At 73.5% G+C, this 15975-nt stretch carries 16 protein-coding genes; 6 read left to right on the forward strand and 10 right to left on the reverse strand.

Annotated elements, in window-relative coordinates:
* Nucleotides 1–27: 27 nt before the first annotated feature.
* From ACFTWP_RS23000 to ACFTWP_RS23020, 5 genes are all read right to left on the reverse strand, one after another.
* Complete coding sequence (locus tag ACFTWP_RS23000; protein WP_380266539.1) at nucleotides 28–444, reverse strand: SHOCT domain-containing protein; 417 nt, start codon at nucleotides 442–444, stop codon at nucleotides 28–30.
* A gap of 671 nt (nucleotides 445–1115) precedes the next feature.
* Nucleotides 1116–1712 (reverse strand): hypothetical protein, encoded by a 597-nt coding sequence (locus ACFTWP_RS23005; RefSeq protein ID WP_380266540.1) that lies wholly within the window; start codon nucleotides 1710–1712, stop codon nucleotides 1116–1118.
* A gap of 152 nt (nucleotides 1713–1864) precedes the next feature.
* A complete protein-coding gene (locus tag ACFTWP_RS23010; protein ID WP_380266541.1) occupies nucleotides 1865–2668 on the reverse strand; it encodes an endonuclease I family protein in 804 nt (267 codons plus the stop codon).
* 508 nt (nucleotides 2669–3176) lie between these two features.
* Nucleotides 3177–3515, reverse strand: a complete 339-nt coding sequence (locus ACFTWP_RS23015; protein ID WP_380266542.1) for a carboxymuconolactone decarboxylase family protein — start codon at nucleotides 3513–3515, stop codon at nucleotides 3177–3179.
* Nucleotides 3516–3714: 199 nt separating this feature from the next.
* Entirely contained in the window at nucleotides 3715–4686 is a 972-nt protein-coding gene (locus ACFTWP_RS23020) for a class I SAM-dependent methyltransferase (protein ID WP_380266543.1), read from the reverse strand.
* A gap of 47 nt (nucleotides 4687–4733) precedes the next feature.
* Here ACFTWP_RS23020 and ACFTWP_RS23025 point away from each other — a divergent pair, with 47 nt between their 5' ends.
* Nucleotides 4734–5300 (forward strand): helix-turn-helix domain-containing protein, encoded by a 567-nt coding sequence (locus ACFTWP_RS23025; RefSeq protein ID WP_380266544.1) that lies wholly within the window; start codon nucleotides 4734–4736, stop codon nucleotides 5298–5300.
* A 90-nt stretch (nucleotides 5301–5390) separates the two neighbouring features.
* On the opposite strand, the gene ACFTWP_RS23030 is transcribed toward ACFTWP_RS23025, so the two are convergent.
* From ACFTWP_RS23030 to ACFTWP_RS23040, 3 genes are all read right to left on the reverse strand, one after another.
* Nucleotides 5391–5909, reverse strand: a complete 519-nt coding sequence (locus ACFTWP_RS23030; protein ID WP_380266545.1) for a hypothetical protein — start codon at nucleotides 5907–5909, stop codon at nucleotides 5391–5393.
* A gap of 341 nt (nucleotides 5910–6250) precedes the next feature.
* Nucleotides 6251–8560, reverse strand: coding sequence for a M9 family metallopeptidase (locus ACFTWP_RS23035; protein ID WP_380266546.1), 2310 nt, complete (start codon nucleotides 8558–8560; stop codon nucleotides 6251–6253).
* A 306-nt stretch (nucleotides 8561–8866) separates the two neighbouring features.
* A complete protein-coding gene (locus ACFTWP_RS23040; protein ID WP_380266547.1) occupies nucleotides 8867–10306 on the reverse strand; it encodes a lipase family protein in 1440 nt (479 codons plus the stop codon).
* Between the two features lie 378 nt (nucleotides 10307–10684).
* On the opposite strand from ACFTWP_RS23040, the gene ACFTWP_RS23045 reads away from it, so the two are divergent.
* From ACFTWP_RS23045 to ACFTWP_RS23055, 3 genes are all read left to right on the forward strand, one after another.
* Nucleotides 10685–11332 carry a TetR family transcriptional regulator gene (locus ACFTWP_RS23045; RefSeq protein WP_380266548.1) on the forward strand — a complete coding sequence of 216 codons (648 nt, stop codon included), beginning with the start codon at nucleotides 10685–10687 and terminating at the stop codon, nucleotides 11330–11332.
* A gap of 339 nt (nucleotides 11333–11671) precedes the next feature.
* Complete coding sequence (locus tag ACFTWP_RS23050) at nucleotides 11672–12583, forward strand: aminoglycoside phosphotransferase family protein (protein ID WP_380266576.1); 912 nt, start codon at nucleotides 11672–11674, stop codon at nucleotides 12581–12583.
* A 243-nt stretch (nucleotides 12584–12826) separates the two neighbouring features.
* Nucleotides 12827–13459, forward strand: a complete 633-nt coding sequence (locus ACFTWP_RS23055) for a hypothetical protein (protein WP_380266549.1) — start codon at nucleotides 12827–12829, stop codon at nucleotides 13457–13459.
* A gap of 68 nt (nucleotides 13460–13527) precedes the next feature.
* On the opposite strand, the gene ACFTWP_RS23060 is transcribed toward ACFTWP_RS23055, so the two are convergent.
* Entirely contained in the window at nucleotides 13528–14076 is a 549-nt protein-coding gene (locus ACFTWP_RS23060) for a hypothetical protein (RefSeq protein WP_380266550.1), read from the reverse strand.
* A gap of 253 nt (nucleotides 14077–14329) precedes the next feature.
* Between ACFTWP_RS23060 and ACFTWP_RS23065 the strand changes: the two genes are divergently transcribed.
* Nucleotides 14330–14761 (forward strand): hypothetical protein, encoded by a 432-nt coding sequence (locus ACFTWP_RS23065; RefSeq protein WP_380266552.1) that lies wholly within the window; start codon nucleotides 14330–14332, stop codon nucleotides 14759–14761.
* A gap of 145 nt (nucleotides 14762–14906) precedes the next feature.
* Here ACFTWP_RS23065 and ACFTWP_RS23070 read toward each other — a convergent pair whose 3' ends face one another.
* Nucleotides 14907–15305: a nuclear transport factor 2 family protein gene (locus tag ACFTWP_RS23070; RefSeq protein ID WP_380266553.1), complete on the reverse strand. Its 399-nt coding sequence runs from the start codon at nucleotides 15303–15305 to the stop codon at nucleotides 14907–14909.
* A 134-nt stretch (nucleotides 15306–15439) separates the two neighbouring features.
* Between ACFTWP_RS23070 and ACFTWP_RS23075 the strand changes: the two genes are divergently transcribed.
* Nucleotides 15440–15811, forward strand: coding sequence for a hypothetical protein (locus ACFTWP_RS23075; RefSeq protein ID WP_380266555.1), 372 nt, complete (start codon nucleotides 15440–15442; stop codon nucleotides 15809–15811).
* Nucleotides 15812–15975 lie beyond the last annotated feature (164 nt).

Genomic DNA, 15975 nt, shown 5'->3' on the forward strand with positions numbered 1-15975 from the left:
GGGCCACGGCGGGCGCGAAGTCCGGTGTCAGGCCAGGACCTTGGCCTTGGCCTTGGCGTACTCCTCCTCGGTGATCTGGCCCGCGCCGTGCAGCTGGTGGAGCTTGGCCAGCTGGTCGGCCGTCGAGGTCCGGGCGGAGCTGCCCGCGCTCTCGCGGACGTACGAGCGGAAGCGGTCCTGACTCTCCTGCGCCTGGCGCATGTCGCGCTCGCCCATGCCCCGGCCGCGCGCGATCAGGTAGACGAAGACCCCCAGGAAGGGCAGCAGGATCAGGAAGACGGCCCAGCCGGCCTTGCCCCAGCCGCTCAGCGAGTCGTCGCGGAAGAGGTCGACGAGGATCCGGAAGAGCAACATGAACCAGAGGATCCACAGGAAGAACCAGAGCATGGTCCAGAAGACGTTGAGCAGCGGGTAGTCCGCCGCGAGGTTCACCGCGAGGTTCATGGGAGGGGTCTCCTGTCCGGACGGGACCGGCTGCCTCCCGGATGCGGCACCGAGGGCGGCGTGGACGGCATGGACGTGCATGGACGACATGGACGGGCATGCGCTGATGCCCCCATGCTGCGGTCCTCCCCCGACCGGCGCATCCGGCCGCCCGGGTTCCTCGCAACGGCCGGAGCCGGATTCCGGGTCCGGCGGCTCCGGCGGCGCGGCAGCGCGGCAGCGGGGGCCGAGCCGGGGTGGGCCGTCACAGCGAGCCGGCCGGTGACGGCCGGGACGCCGCAGAAACCCGGACCGCGGTGCTGCGACAGCGGCCGAGGGCCCTTGGGCTGGGGCTTCTCGGCGACGACCGCCATGCCGCGGACGGAACCGGCGACGGGGGCGCCGCGCGCCGGCACGGCCGCCACGGGCTCGGCGGTCGGGGCGGCTCTCGGCGTGAGGGTCGATCAGGGCGAGGGAGGGGACCGGCGCGCATCGCAGCCGGCGAGTGCGGCCGTTCGGGTGAGAACCGACGCGTCGGGCCGGCGCCGCGCCGCAGTCGGTCGGGTCGGCGGACGTCGCCGCGAGGGCCTCCGGCGCGGGCTCGGTCCTCCGGCGCGGGCTCGGTCCGCCGGGGCGGGGTCGGGACGGGCGGCCCGTACAGTGGCGCGGCCGTACGGGCCGCCCGTCGCGCGCTAGCCGTCCGAGCGGCCGCTGTCGTCCCGGTGCAGCGGGCGCTTGAAGTAACGCCAGGGGAACCAGCCCTCGCCGACCGGGATCCACCCTTCGGCCTCCAACCGGCGCTGCCGTCCGCCGCCCGCCAGCGGCCTCCGGGTGTGCTCCCACGGCCGGTCGGACGCCTCGACCTCGTGGTAGAGGGCGCCGTAGCCGACCAGGTGCCAGCCGTCCCGACCGGCCTCGGCCAGGGCCGCCATCTCGTTGAACGCGGTCAGCGGGGTCAGGATGCGCCGCTCGGGGCCGCCGGCCTCGGTGATCGGCGCCTTGGCGGCGAAGCGCTGCTGCGCGGCCTGGCGGCTCACCCCGAGCACCTCGCCCACGGTCTCCCAGCTGTGCCCGGCCGCCCGGGCACCCTGGACGGCCTCGCGCAGCAAGCGGCCCGCCTCCTCCGCGGCGACGCTGCTCGCGTCCACCAGGCGCAGGTATCCGGCGGGGTCGTGCTCCAGGGATTCGGCCAGCCCCTGCGTGCCGCCCAGGACGGCGGCGGCGATCCCCTCCCGGATCCGGGCCCGGTCCTCGGGGCTGAGCGGTGCGTCCTCGTTCGTCGTCGGCATGCTGTCAAGGAAACCTTGACGGGCCGTCTCTTGTCAAGGATTCATTGACAGACGCCCGGACTGCCGGAACAGCCCGGGCGTCACCGTCGGCCATTGCAGCGGGCCGGAACCGCCTTACCCGGAAGGAGGGTTCGACCCAGGCACAGGGCGGTCTACCAGATCGCCTCGACCCACTCGGGGTGGTCGATGAAGGGGTTGCGGTTGTTCTGGTAGGTGTCGAAGATCAGCTGGTTGCGCCGCTCCTCGAAGGCGCTCGGCGGGTCCTGCTCGTTCCACTGCTTCAGGACGGAGAGCTTGCCCATGTACGGGATGCTGCCGTTGGGGACGGTCTCGTTGGGCTCCAGGTCCGCGAAGCCGTCGCCGCCCTCGTAGCGGACCGCCATGTAGAGGATCATGCGGGCCACGTCGCCCTTGTCGGCGTCACGCGGCTCGAAGGAGTCGGAGTCGGTGTAGCTGCCGGGCGCGCCGCTGACGGCACTGCCGCCCTTGTCGAAGTCCTTGTTGCCGCGGGTGCTGTTGACCTGGACGTCCGCCGCACGCAGGTGGTGCAGGTCGGTGCCCGGGCCGGCCGACGTACCGAAGTTGCCGTGGGACTGGGCCCACACGTGCTCACGGTTCCAGTCGCCCACGGCGCCGCCGTTGAGGCTCTTGCTGCGCGAGGTGCCGCTGTAGAGCAGGACCACGTTGTTGCTGTTGTTCGGGTCCTGGTCGGTGGCCTTCAGCGCGTTCCAGACCGCGTCGTACGAGATCTTCGTCTGGCTGCTGATGATGGTGTGCAGCGCCGACTTCAGGCTGGTGCCGCTCTTGCCGATCGCGTTCTTGTAGTACGTGCTGTCGTACGCGGTGGTCGTGGCACTCGCCGGAGTCGCGGCGACCGCCGGGAGGGTGAGACCGACGAGGACGGCGGAGACGGCCGCCGCCAGCGCCTTCCATCTGCCTATCTGCGCAACGGGCATGGGGGTGCCTTTCCCGATCGAGCACGCGTGGGAGCACGGCGCCCCGCTCGGCGGCGCCGCGATCTACGCGTGTTGACTTTTTGGTAATCGGGAGCATGACACGAGGAGAGAGCCGGTCGTGTAACCGGGAGAAGGCCTTTCCGTGACGTTCTCGCATACGCCGAGAGCCGTCAACACCACTCAGCCTGGCGTCATTTGACGGTCTCTCGGCCTGGGGGCCGGGTGCGGCACCCCGCGTGTGAGCGGACGACCGGCGAGGAGCGGTCGGCGCAGGGCTTCCACCGTCACTGCGCGGTGACCGTCACCGGGACGACTTCAGGAGCCACCGGGCCGCGCCGAACCCGGGGCCGCCGGCGACACCCTGCCGGTCGTGTCACGGCGGGGAGGGCGGCCCATCGGCCGGGGCCGGACGTGCGACGACCGGCCGCCGCGCGCCGGTGGGGCGTGCGGGGCCGGTCGTCGGAGTCGCTGCGGCTCGGCCGGCGGTCGTCGCCGGGATCGCCGGAGCTCAGCTGCCGGCTTCGACCTCGGCTTCGATCTCCGCCTCCGCCACGGCGATCGCGACGCCGAGGGCGGAGGCGATGTTCCCGGCCGCCGTCATGACGCGGGCGGTGCCGACGATGGGGGCGATGGCCACCAGGACGTCCTGCAGCTGCTCGACGGTCAGGCCGGTGCGCAGCGCGGGGTCGATGTGCGCGAGGTAGGAGATCGGGGGCGCGTCCGAGGCGGCGAGCGCGGCGATCCGGGTGAGGATGAGCGTGTCCGGGGACAGGCCGCAGCGCTCCAGGGAATCGACGGTCATGGCGGCGATGGTGTCCAGAACGGGGGTTTCCGAGGCGATGGACATGGCGGGATGACCTCCTGATGGCAGGTGGCCGACGCCGGGGCGGCCGGCGAGGGGCCGCCCGCGGGCGTCGGCGAGCTCACTCCACCGTAGGGGCCAACGGTGCGGAGCGCCTGCGGGGCGGCGGGTCGCCTCCGACCCGGAGACCGGCCGACGACCGGCCGGTCATCGGCCCCGCGGCGGGCGCGTCGTCGCCCGGGCGTCAGGGGCGGTCCGCGGGGCGTCGGGCCGTCCAGGTCCGGCGGGTGGAGCGCACCACGAGGTCGTCGCGGTGGCGCACGTCGCCCGGTCCGCCGTCCAGCAGGGCGTCCAGCGCGGTCAGGTCCACGGGGTCGACCCGGCCGTCGAGGGTGCCGCGGATGCGGTTGAGCACCAGGTACGCGTACCGGCCCGCGTCGGCGGGGAACGGGGCCCGCAGCTCCAGGACTTCGGTGTGCTCCTCCTCCACGGTGAAGCCGGCCGCCGTCAGCAGTACGCGCCAGTCGGCACCGAGGTGCGGCACCTGCTCGGCGTGGAGGGCGTCCAGGGCCGTGCGGCAGCGGACCTCCAGGCCGGGCCGCTCCGGGACGACGTCCTCGGGCAGGAAGTGCGGCAGGCCGTCGAGTTCCGCGACGGCCAGCAGTCCACCGGGGCGCAGTGCGGCGCGGATCTCGGCGAGGGCCGTCGCGGGGTCGTCCATGTGGTGCAGGGAGGCCGAGGCCCAGACGAGGTCGGCGTCGGTGACGCCGGGCAGGCCGGTACCGGCGTCGGTCTCCAGGGTGTGGACGCGGTCGCCCGCGCCCCGCGCGTCGGCGCTCGCGCGCAGTCGGGCGAGCATGACGGGCGAGTTGTCGACGGCGGTCACCCGGGCGGCGGGAAAGCGCTCCAGCAACGCGAACGTACCGGTGCCCGTACCCGCGCCGAGGTCGACGACCTGCGTGACGCCGTCGCCGGCCAGGTGCGCGAGGCGCTCGGTCAGGTTGGCGAGGTGGGCGGCGAACAGCTCGGCGTCGAGGTCGAGCATCTCGGCGAGTCCGTCCTGCGGGTCGGCGCCCTCCGGGTGCCGGTGGCCGTGGCTCCCGTGGGAGTCGTTCGCGTGGCTCTGGCCGTGGCCGTGTTCGTGTTCGTGGCCGTGGTGGTGCGGCTGGGTGCCGTGCGGTTCGGGTGTGTGCGGCTGGGGTGCGGGGTGTGCCATGGGAGAGACCCTACGCATCCATGCCGGCTACGCATACACTCTTGCGTATGAAGCAAGAAGGTGGCGATCTCGACGGCCTCGTACGCATGCGGATCCGGGCGCTGCGGGCCGCGCACGGCTGGTCGCTGGACGATCTCGCCGCCCGCTGCCACATCGGTCCGTCCACCCTCAGCCGGATCGAGACCGGTCACCGCAGGATCGCACTCGACCAGCTCACCTCGATCGCCCGGGCACTGAACACCACGCTCGACCAGCTCGTCGAGACCGCCGCCGACGACGTCGTCCACAACCCCACCTACAACGCGGCGCGTGGCCTCACGCAGTGGGCGCTGCGCGGTGAGCCCGGCGTGACGGTGGCCCGGATGCGACTGACCGATCCACCGCCCGAGGGGCCGTCCGCGCTGAAGGCGCACCCCGGACGGGAGTGGTTCACCGTGCTGTCCGGCACGGCTCTGCTACTGCTGGGAGAGCAGCGGCTACGGGTCGAGACGGGGCAGGCGGCGGAGTTCTCCACGATGCTCCCGCACGCGGTGGGCGCGCTGGGCGGGCCGGCGGACCTGCTCGGCATCTTCGACCGCGAGGGGCGGCGCAGCCACCTGCGCGAGCAGTCCTGACGGACCGCGGCCACCGGCGCAGGCGCTCGGAGCGGACCGCCGGCCACCCGGCCCACGGGAGACCCGCCCCCGCCGGGTGAGGCGGGCCTCTCAGTGCCCGAGTGTCGCCTTCGCACCCACGATGACCAGCCCGAGAACGAGGTTGACCAGGCCCTCGACACCCGCCTGGGTACGTGAGGCACCGGCGTGCAGCGCCCCGATGCAGGCCCAGGCGACCTGCTGGGCCACCGCGACCGCCAGTCCGAGCCAGGCGCCGCCGGCGAGTCCCAGCCCCAGCAGCGGGCTCAACGCCACCGCCGCGGCGGGCAGCACCGCCGCCTCGACGATCGGCCACTCGTGCCGTCCGACGATCCGCACCTCGGCCCAGCCGACCGTCTGTCCGATCAGCCGCTCGCCGGCGAGGCGGGCGTAGACGTGGGCGGCCCAGAAGACCAGGCCGGTGACCAGGAGCAGCACCATCAGCTGGACACGGGGGAACTCGCCGCCCGCGCTGGACGCGGCGATGACGGAGGCGGCGAGGAGGGAGCCGTAGAGGGCTCCCGCGTAGTCCGTCCGCGATGCCGGCCGACCGGCCGGGTCCCTGCGCGGCCAGGGAATGAGACGGTTCACCCGACAAACCTATAGGCGCCGGTCCGTCCTGGGGCGCACCGCACGCGGCCGTGTCGCTCGCCGCCGCGTCCCGCTTCTCCCGCTCTCCCCCGGTACCGCCGCGTCCCCGCCTGACCATGCCCGATGCAGGGGCCGGCGGCGCCGGCAGGACGGCGGGACCCGACCGCCGGCGGCCGGGGGCTACGGCGGCCGAGGGCTACGGCGGCCGGCCACCGGAACGGCGGAACGGCCGGACCCCACGGCCGAGCCGGCCGGGCGGGCCCGGCCGGCTCGGCGACCACCGGTGCCCGTACGGGAGCGCTGCGGAAGCGGTCAGGACAGCGGCCCCGTACGGGAGTTCGTCAACTCGCCGTGGTGTAGGCGGTGGTGGCGGTGACCCCGGAGAAGCCCTGCTGGGCCGCGAGGCTGAAGAAGACCCAACCGGCGGGCGGGTTGGCGACGGTGAGGGTCTCGCCGTTGCCGGAGCCGGTGGACTTGGACAGGTAGGAGCCGGTGGTGGCCCAGTTGGTGCCGTTGTAGTAGAGGTCGGCGTTGCCGGTGCCGCCCTCGGTGGTGATGGTGAGCTGCTTCACCCCGGCCGGCAGGTAGAGGAAGTGGTAGCTGTAGTTGCCGGTGGTGGCCGCGAGGTTGTCGCGGCGGCAGTTGTTGTCGAACTGGCGCGTGTCGGCCGCGGTGCAGAGCGGTGCCTGCGGGGGCGGCAGGGTGCCGCAGTCGTCGGCCGCGCAGGCGGTCAGCCAGGTGGCGAAGCCGGCGTCGTAGCGGGTGCCGATGGTGCTCTTGAGCAGGGTGCGGGCGCCGGCCCAGTCGCCGGTGCGGTACTTGGCGAGCACCGCCTGGACGTCCTGCGGGTGGGACTGGAGCATGTAGCGCACGGCCAGGTAGCCCCAGGCGTAGACCCGGGTGGAGTTCACGGTGGCGTCCGCGGTCATGTCGTAGGTGGTGTCGAAGAGTTCGCTGAGCTTGTAGGTCTTCGCGGCGGCCTGGGTGATCGCGTTGGCGTTGCGCTCGCCGCGGTAGCTGTACGAGATGTACTCGGCGATGCCCTCCACCCACCAGATGGTCGGCGTGGTCAGCCCGGCATCGAAGTCGCCGAACATGTCGTACCGGCCGTCGAGGTAGTGGGTGTACTCGTGGTTGAGGTTCCAGATCTCGAACGAGGGCAGCCAGGTGGCCTCGTGGGCGATGAACCGGGCCTGGTTCGCCGGGTTGGCGGGGTTGCCCTCCTCGTACATGCCGCCGTTGTCGACCTCGATGCCGTAGATCGACCAGGCGTAGAGGCTGTAGTCGTAGTAGGAGTCGAAGACCACGACCTCAAGGCTGGTGTTGAGGTCGCCGGGGAGCGGACCGCTGTCCCTGATGATCTTGTGGAAGTGGCTGTCCTCGTTCACCAGGCTGGTGCAGGTGCTCGCGAGTTCGGCGGCGGTCATCTGCTCGGCCCGGATGCGCAGGTTGGCGTTGCAGGTGTGCTGCACCGTCAGCACCAGCGGGATCAGCCGGGTGGGCAGGTCGCAGGTGCCGTAGTAGGCGCAGTTGCCGCCGTCGCGCTTCTCGGTGAACCAGGCGAGGTTCATGGTGAGCGGACCGGTGTCGCCGACCAGCGGGTAGCGGTTGATCAGGTCCTTCACCAGCGGCCGGGCCTGCGTCTTCAACTCGGGGTAGGAGAGCAGGTTCCCGACCTGGATGCCGAGGGAGGTGGCCAGGTCGTTGCCCTTGATCATGGCGCTGTTGCGGGTGACGAACGACGCCAGGGAGGCGGCGAAGCCCGGGTCGGCCTGGAGGGCGCCGACGAAGGCGGGCAGGTCGAGGCCGCGTTCGACGACGGTCTTGGTGTTGTAGACCGCCCCCCACATCGTGCCCGTCCAGGTGGCGCCGTCGTAGTCGGTGAGCAGCCGCTTGACGACGCCGGTGTAGCGGGCGTTCTCCTGGGCGCTGTCGATCAGCGTGACGGCCTCGGCGAGGGTGTCGCCGTTGGCCTGGCTGACGTCCCGCGAGCGGGGGGCCGCGAAGAAGGCGTCGAGGGCGCCGCGGATCGAGGTCTGCAGCGCGGTGCCGTAGGAGCCGACCGCGGCCGGGTCGATCCACTGCACGTAGTACCCGGCGCGGAGGAAGAGCACCAGCTGCCCGGTGGAGGCGGAGTTGTCGCCCGGGTAGCTCGCCGAGTCGACCCGCAGGGCGTCGGCGACGCTCACCATCTGCGCCTCGCGGAAGGTGCCCTGGGCGTCGGAACCGGTCAGCGGGAACAGCGAGTTGATGCAGTCCAGGTCCGCCGCCTTGACCTGCTGCACGAGTGCGGCACCGGTGCGCGAGGTGAAGTCCGAGATCCGGCAGGGTGCCGCGGCGGTCGCCGAGGGCGCCGACCGGAGCTGCTTGGAGACCTTGTGGTCGGCCTGGCCGCCGGCCTGCGGCGCCTTGGCCCGGGCCGCGTCGGCCTGTGAGGCCAGCGGGCGACCGTCGAGGGGGACGTCGGGGGACTTCGGCACCGGTATCGCGTGGGGCGAGGCGGGCGCCGTGGTGGCCGGCGGGGCGGGCCGGGGCTCGGCCGCGGTCCGGGCCTGGGCCTGGGGAGCCAGTAGGCCGAGCGCGACGGGAAGGGCGATGGCGAGCGCCGAGAGGCGGCCCGCCCTCGACGTACATGTCCGGAAGAGACGCATGTGTGGGGGCCTCCGGGGCCGTAGCAGCCGCATGACGACGCGGCATGGTGTGTGACATGTAAAATGGCACATGTCGCACACCACAGGGAAGCCCCCTGCCGAGACTGGTCGCGCCCGAAGCCGAAACGTTGTCAGCACCCGGCCGCCGCCGAACCGGCACGGGCGCCGTGGACGGGACGGACCGGGCGAACGGGCCGGGCGAACGGGCCGGAGGGTGCGGACGGCACGCGGACGCCGGCCGACGCGGCGCTCGGTGGGATCGAGCGCCGTGCCGACCGGCGAGGGCGGGGCCGGAGCACGCGTGCGTCAGGGCTGCAGGGGCATCGTCCAGCAGTTGGAGCCGGCGGCCTTGCCGGAGAGCCGGTCGGTCAGCCAGGAGATGGCGTCACCCTGGTCGGTGAGCAGCGGCACCAGGTGGTTGGTGAGCAGTCCGTCGCCGAGGTCGGGCAGCACGACGGCGTCGTAGGTGACGTCGGCACCCTTGCGGCACCAGTCGACGGCGAGTTGGCGGGCCTGGGCGTGCGGGACGATGTCGTCCTGGATGCCGGTGGCCAGGCGCACCGGGCTGGTCGGCTTCAGGGTGCCGATGCGCTGGGCGTCGAGCACGGCCCGCAGCCTGGGCTCGGCGGCGACGACGGCGCCGACCGACACGCCGCCGTTCGTCCAGGCGGTGCTCTTCTTGAACGCGTAGCCGAGGATCGCGTCGCCCACGCACATCGTGGAGAGGTCGTTCAGCGCGGCCTTGCCGGTGGCGTTGAGACGCGCGTCGGCGATGGCCCGCAGGTCGGGATCGGACTGGAGGAAGCCGTTGAGGGACCACCCGAGCGCACCGGCCAGCGCGCTGCCGTCGATGCCCTTCAGGACCTCGGTGAGGTTGGCCGGAGGAGCGCCGGCGTAGGTACCGGCCAGCTTGATCTCCGGGGCGTAGGAGGGCTGGAGCTCGGCGGCCGAGGCGCTGGCACCGCCGCCCTGGCTGTAGCCGTACAGGCCGACGCGCGAGTCGGGCGCGAGCGACACCCCGGGCAGGGCGCGCGCGGCGCGTACGGCGTCGAGCAGGGCGTGCCCGCCGTCGAGGCGGTTGACGTAGGTGTGCAGCCGGTCGGTCGCGCCCAACCCGACGTAGTCGGTGACGACCACGGCGACGCCCGCGGCCAGCATCCGGTGGATCGCCACGTCCTCGTAGCCGACCGACACCGTGTCGCCGTTCAGGGTGATCGGGTTCTGGAGTCCCATCGAGGCCGCGCACTGGTCGCCCTGACCCATGGTCCCGGGAGCCAGGGCCACCAGCGGGCGGGGGCCGCCGCCCTTCCAGGACGCCGAGGGCTCGATGTAGGCGCCGGTCACCGCGACGGGCCGACCGGTGGAGTCGGTGGACTTGTACATCAGGCGGGTGGCGGTGCCGGGGAGCGGGCCGCCGACACCCGGCAGGCTGAGGGCCAGCGGCAACGGCTCGGTACGGACGAGGGCGCCGTCGGCCGAAGGCAGGGCGGCCGGCGGCTGGTAGAACGCGGGGATGGTGACGCCCCGGGAGACCACCTCCCCCGGTCCGGCGGCCGCGGCGGGGAGCGCCTGGACGCTCAGGCAGGCCAGCGCCGTGAGGGCGGTGGCGAGCAGGCGGTTGCGGGTCGCACCGGAGCGTCTGGCGTTCCCGGTGGGCACGGGGGGCACCGAGGACCCGGCGGGCCCGGCTCCGGAGCTCGGGGCGGGTGTGGGCTCGGGCGGGCTGGTGCGGTGGGCGCGGTTCATGCGGCTCACTTCCCTTTCGTCGGAAGGTACGGGCCCTGGCCGTGGCTACGACCCGCTGCGCGGCGGGCGGCAGGTGGCAGGTGGCGGGCGGCGTGCGGCGTGCGGCGACCGCCGCCGGTGGATGCGGCCGCCCGTCGGGCACACGGGATCGCGCGGCGGCGCCTGCGCCGTGGTCGGGCGGAGGGAGGGTCGGGTCGGGGCGCCACCGGTGGTGCGTCAACAGCTTGATCACCGAACTACTCGTAACGGCAAGGTAGTTACCGGCGAGTCACATCGAGAGACTAGGGGCGCGTGTCACTCAGTGACAAGACTTCTGCATGTGTCATTCATGGGTGGATCGCTATGCTGCCGGGGATCGGCGACACGAGGACGTGAGCAATGCCAACTGAGGCGACACCCGCGGACGGCACGGCGACGGTGCCCGCCGCCAGGCCCTCGCTCGGCGAGCGACGCAGAACGGCGCTCCGCCTCGACATCGCCCGCGAGGCCGTACGCCTGTTCACCTCACAGGGCGTCACCGGCACCACCGGCGAACAGATCGCGCAGGCCGTGGGCATCTCGGCCCGTACGCTCTGGCGACACTTCCCCACCAAGGAGAGCTGCGTCCTCCCGCTCCTCACCGCCGGCCTGGACGCCGCCACCGAGCAACTGCGGCACTGGCCCCCGGACACCCCGCTGCTCGACTTCCTCACCCGCTCCTGGGCCCAGGGCACGCTGCCGCACCCCGACCCGGCGGTCCTCGACCTCATCCGGATGACTCCCGGCGAACCGGCCCTGCGCGCCGTCTGGCTCCAGGCCCACGACGACGCGCTGCCCGTCTTCGGCGCGCTCCTCGCCCGACGCTCCGGCCGAAGCCCCGACGACCTGCGGGTCAAGGTGCACGCGGCCACCGTCAACGGGGCCCTGCGCGCCGCCGCGGAGGAGTTCGCCCAGCGCTTCGCCGCCGCCCCCGACGCCGCCGCCGACGAACTCGCCGTCTGCCTGCACACCGCCCTGCGCGCCGCCTCCGAGGGAGTCCCCTACTAGGCCGTGTCTGACAATTCGCGTCGGATCAGCGCGCGGCGTTGGGCGCCCGGCCGGGCGTGCGCCCGGATCGTCCTCGTACTGGGCCGTACTCGGGCGATTCCGGCGTGCGTTCAGATGGGATGCCCGGCGTCGCGCGCCCGGCGGGAATCGTCAGACACGGCCTAGGATCGCGGCACTCCGCAAACACCTGTCCGGGCAGGCCGGGCCGGCGTCCCGCCACCGTCGACGTCCGGGAGCATCGTGGCTTTCAACCGGTTCCAGTCCCCGTCCGACCTCCGGTCCCCGTCCGACTCCCGGGCCTCGCGGGAGCCCGAAGCACGGTCCGGCCACCGGGTCGGCGTGCCGGACGCCCTGGCGGCCTCGCTGGAGGGCGACGCCTGGCGGGCGTGGACCGCCGCCCTGCCGGCCCTGGCCGAGGAGTTCCTGGATCGCTGGAGCCTGCGGCCGGACGGCCGACCCGCCCACGGCGCCGTCGCACTCGTGCTCCCGGTGCTCCGGGCGGACGGCTCGCCGGCGGCGCTCAAGCTCCAACCCGTCGACGAGGAGACCAGGGACGAGCCACTCGCCCTGCGCACCTGGGGCCCCCGCCACGCGGTCGGGGTACTGGACAACGATCCGGCCACAGGGGCCCTGCTCCTGGAACGCCTCGACGCCACCCGGACCCTCGCGGCGGAGCCCGACGGCACGGCCGCCCTGCAGTGCCTCGCCGAACTGCTGGCGCAGCTCAGCGCCGTTCCGGCTCCCGGGGGCTTGCGTCAACTGGCCGACCTCGCGGGGGCCATGGTCGACCGGGCCCCCGCGTGCGCGCCCCTGCTCGCGGACCGTACCGAGCGCCGGCTGCTGGCCACCTGCGCGGCCGCGGTCCGGGAACTGCTCGACGAGCCCGGCGACCGGCTGCTGCACTGGGACCTCCACTACGACAACGTCCTCGCTCCCCTGCCGACCGGACAGTCCCCCGGGCGGGCCCGCTGGCTCGCCATCGACCCCAAGCCCCTCGCCGGCGACCCCGCCTTCGACCTGCTGCCCGCACTGCGGAACCGGTGGGAGGACGTCGTCGCCACCGGGGACGTGTCCGGTGCCGTGCGCCGTCGCTTCCACCTCATGACGGAGGTCCTCGACCTGGACCGGGACAGGGCGGTCGGGTGGACCCTCGGCCGCGTCCTGCAGAACGCTCTCTGGGACATCGCGGACGGCGCCGTCGCCCTCCGCCCGGAGCAGACGGCCATCGCCCGGGCACTGACCGGCGCCTGAGTCCCCGACGGGCCGGCGACGGCCCCGGCCGGCCGCGACCACCCTCGCCGCCCGAGGCGCGCGCTCCCGGGCGGAGCCCGGGCGACCCGCGCGCCGCTCCGGCTGCCGGAGCACCGCATACAAGGGCCGCCGGGTGGGGAGCAGTAGGACTGGCGACCGAACCCCGCCGACGACACCGGCCCCGCCCGGGCAGCGGCCGCGCCTCGCCCTGCCTGTACCGTCGTGACCCATCGGAGGTGGACCGTGAGCAGCCGCCGGCGCCTCGCCCTCCTGCTGGCCGCAGCGACCACGGCCGCCCTGCTGGCCGGCTGCGGGGCCGACCCGCCGACGTCCCCGCGCCCGACGGGTGCGAACAGCGGATCGGCGAGCCCGACCGCGTCCGCCGGCCCGGCCACCGCCACCGCTGCTGCCGGTGGCGTACGGCACGCCCTGCTCACCCAGGCCGACGCCGAGCGCATCCTCGGCGTGGCGGTTCAGCGCGTCGACTCCTCAGGACGCGGCCGGAGCACGGCCCCCGGCTGCCCCGCGCTGGCGGATCTGGGGAAGGAGGCGGACTCGTTCGTCGGCTTCGAGAGCGGCGACCAGGACCTGAGCATCGCCGAGTTCGTCGTGACCGGCGCGAAGGAGACCCCGCTCCTCGAAGCCCTCAAGCTGTGCTCCCGGTTCGACGCCGCCGGCGCCACGATCAACGTCGCCGTCCGGTCCGCTCCCGGCGGCCCGGGCAACGTGGACGGCACCGTCGAGGCGTCGGGCAACACCGTCGAACTCCGGGCCCGGGTGGCGGACGGCGCCAACATCGAGCTGCTGATGTACGGGACGTCGCCGGCCCGGGCGAGCGACGCCGCCACCACGGCCGTCGCCCGCTACACCGGGTAGCGCGTGCCGCGGGCTCCGACGAACGGCCGGGCGACGCGCTGCCGCCCGGCCCCCTACCAGCCGGTCCGTCAGTTCAGCTCCGCGGCCCAGGCGCCCAGGGCCGTGAAGTCGTCGGCGACCAGCCCGACCCGGGGTTCGATCCGGTGCAGGAGGGCGGGTCCGTCGTGATGGGCCTCCACCCAGGCGCGGTCCGCGTCGGTGACCTGGTCGTCCACCCAGGCGAAGGCGCGGCCCCCGGCCCAGGCGACGATCTCGGGCGTCTTCCAGAAGACCCCGTCGCCGGGCTCGCGCCGTGGCGACGACCACGTGATGACGGGCAGCGCGGGCAGGCCCAGCAGCGGCGCGAGGAAGTCGTTGGCCTCCTCCTCCCACGTGGTGGCCCAGACCAGGTCGAACGGAAGCGCCGCCAGCGCCGGCCCGTGGTCCGGGTTCAGCCAGACCCGCAGCGGCTTCACCTCCTTGTGGGGCAGGCCCCACTCGGTGAGCCGGCGCCGTTCCGCGGCCTCCCAGGCGGGCGTCAGCAGCCGGTGCGTCCGATAGCCCTCGGGACGCCGGTACGGCTTCGCGGCGTACGGGTTGAGCGGTCCGTCCACGTCCACCAGCAGTGCCGGGCGCATCCGGCCCACCCCCCTCGATCACGAACTGCACCGTACCTGCTGCGACACCCCGCGCGCCGCTGACATTGCCTGGCAGGCCACCCCGTGGGCCACCGGTGCGGCGGAGACGGCCCCGCACTCCGACCACTCACCCGATCGGGCGATGGTTGGGCGAGCTGCCCCCATGTGACGTCGCACCAGCGCAAGGATCATCCGTGTGCGCTCCACCCGGGGTGGCACACCAAGCCCTTCCCCTGCAGAGGAGAACACCGTCATGGCACCGATCCCCAACGGCCCCTACGGCATCGCCAGGCGCGGCGAGCAGTACCTGACCCTCAACGACGCGAAGGCCCCCGCGGTCGTCCTGCCGCCGACCGGTCAGCCCGGTGAGCAGGAGTGGCACGTCGAGGGACTCTCCAACGGCAACGTCACCCTCAAGAACCTGCGGCACGACACGTACCTCAGCTTCGACGGCGTGCCCGAGGTCAACAAGATGCTCCGCGGCTCCTCGCAGGCCACCGAGTGGCAGCTCCGGCAGTCCGCCGAGCCGTCCACGTTCCACGTCGTCGTCCCCGGCGGCCCGGTCGACGGGGTCGAACTGGTGGCGGACCTCAGCCTGCTGCGGATCTTCCCGCCGATGACGGCGCTTCGGCCGGCGGAGCCCGGGAACATCGCCCAGGCGTGGCGGTTCGAGTTCCACGAGTAGCCCCGGCGGCGAGTAGGGCCGCCGTCCCGGGCCGGGACCCGGGACGGCGGCATCGAAGGCCGGACGTCGACCCGCTCGAAACGTCGACCGTCTCAGAACCGGTCGCGGCACCGGACCGGTCGCGACTGCGGACGGAATCCCCCGGTCAGGGCCGGTCGTACCAGGCGAACGCGGCGATCCGCCAGCCCTCCGCGGTCCGGACGAACTGGATGGTCTTCGTCCCGCCGCCTTCGAACGGCTCGCCGTCCATGATCCCGGACTTCCGGTACTCGCCGAACCGCGAGGCGATGTCGCCCGCGATGTCGGTCCGTTCGGAGGTCTCCCACTCCGAGAACCCGGTCAGTCGCCCCTCGGTCAGCAGCCGCTGACGGGGTTCCACGAACTCGTCCACGGTGTAGACCGTCAGCTCCGCGCCGGTCTTGACGATCACGCAGCTCGGCAGGACCAGCCGGCGGATCCGGGCCACGTCGACGACCCTGCCGTCCCGGTTGTCGAAGGCCCGGAAGAATTCCGCGGTCACCGCGTCGATCTCGCTCTTGGACATGCGAGACGGTAACACCGCCCGACCACCGCCGTCCCGGGGCCCTCGCCGCTCGGGCCGCACTCGCGGGGGCGGATTCCATGGGGGCGGGCCCGGCGCCGGGAACCGTCCGCCGCGCCCGCGCGTCCGAAGCGGACATGGGGCAGGAATCCGAGGACCGGGCGGCGCACGTGAGGACGAGGGCCGTGGGCACGGTCGGCCACCTCCTCGCCGGCCTCGGCGCGGCGACGGCGGCGCTGGTGTGGGCACCGCGGGCCGCGCCCAGCCTGCGGGGCGGGTTCGAGGGCGAGGGCCGCGACCTGAGCGTCCTCTTCGTCGACCTGCCGCTGATCGTGCTCGGCGGCGTCCTGCTACCGCTCCTCACCTGGACGCTCACCCTGCGGCTGTCCCGGCGCCCCTGGATCGCGGCGCTCGCCGCCCTGGCCGTCCTCGGGCTCGGGGCGTGGGGCCTCAGCGAGTGGTGGAACCCGCGCCTGCGGACGAATCCCGGCTACGGGCCGGGGATCTGACCCGTCGCGCCGGAGGTTGCCCACGGGCCGGCGGCACTATTTGACATGTCCCGGCTAGCGGGGTGGTGCGTCCGCTGACGGTACGTCGGCAACCGGCGCGTGACGTCGCGCAACGGGATCGTGAAATGCACATGATGAACGCCGTGACCGCATTGCGGACGGCT

This window comes from Kitasatospora sp. NPDC057015 (assembly GCF_042673745.1).
Taxonomy (GTDB): domain Bacteria; phylum Actinomycetota; class Actinomycetes; order Streptomycetales; family Streptomycetaceae; genus Kitasatospora.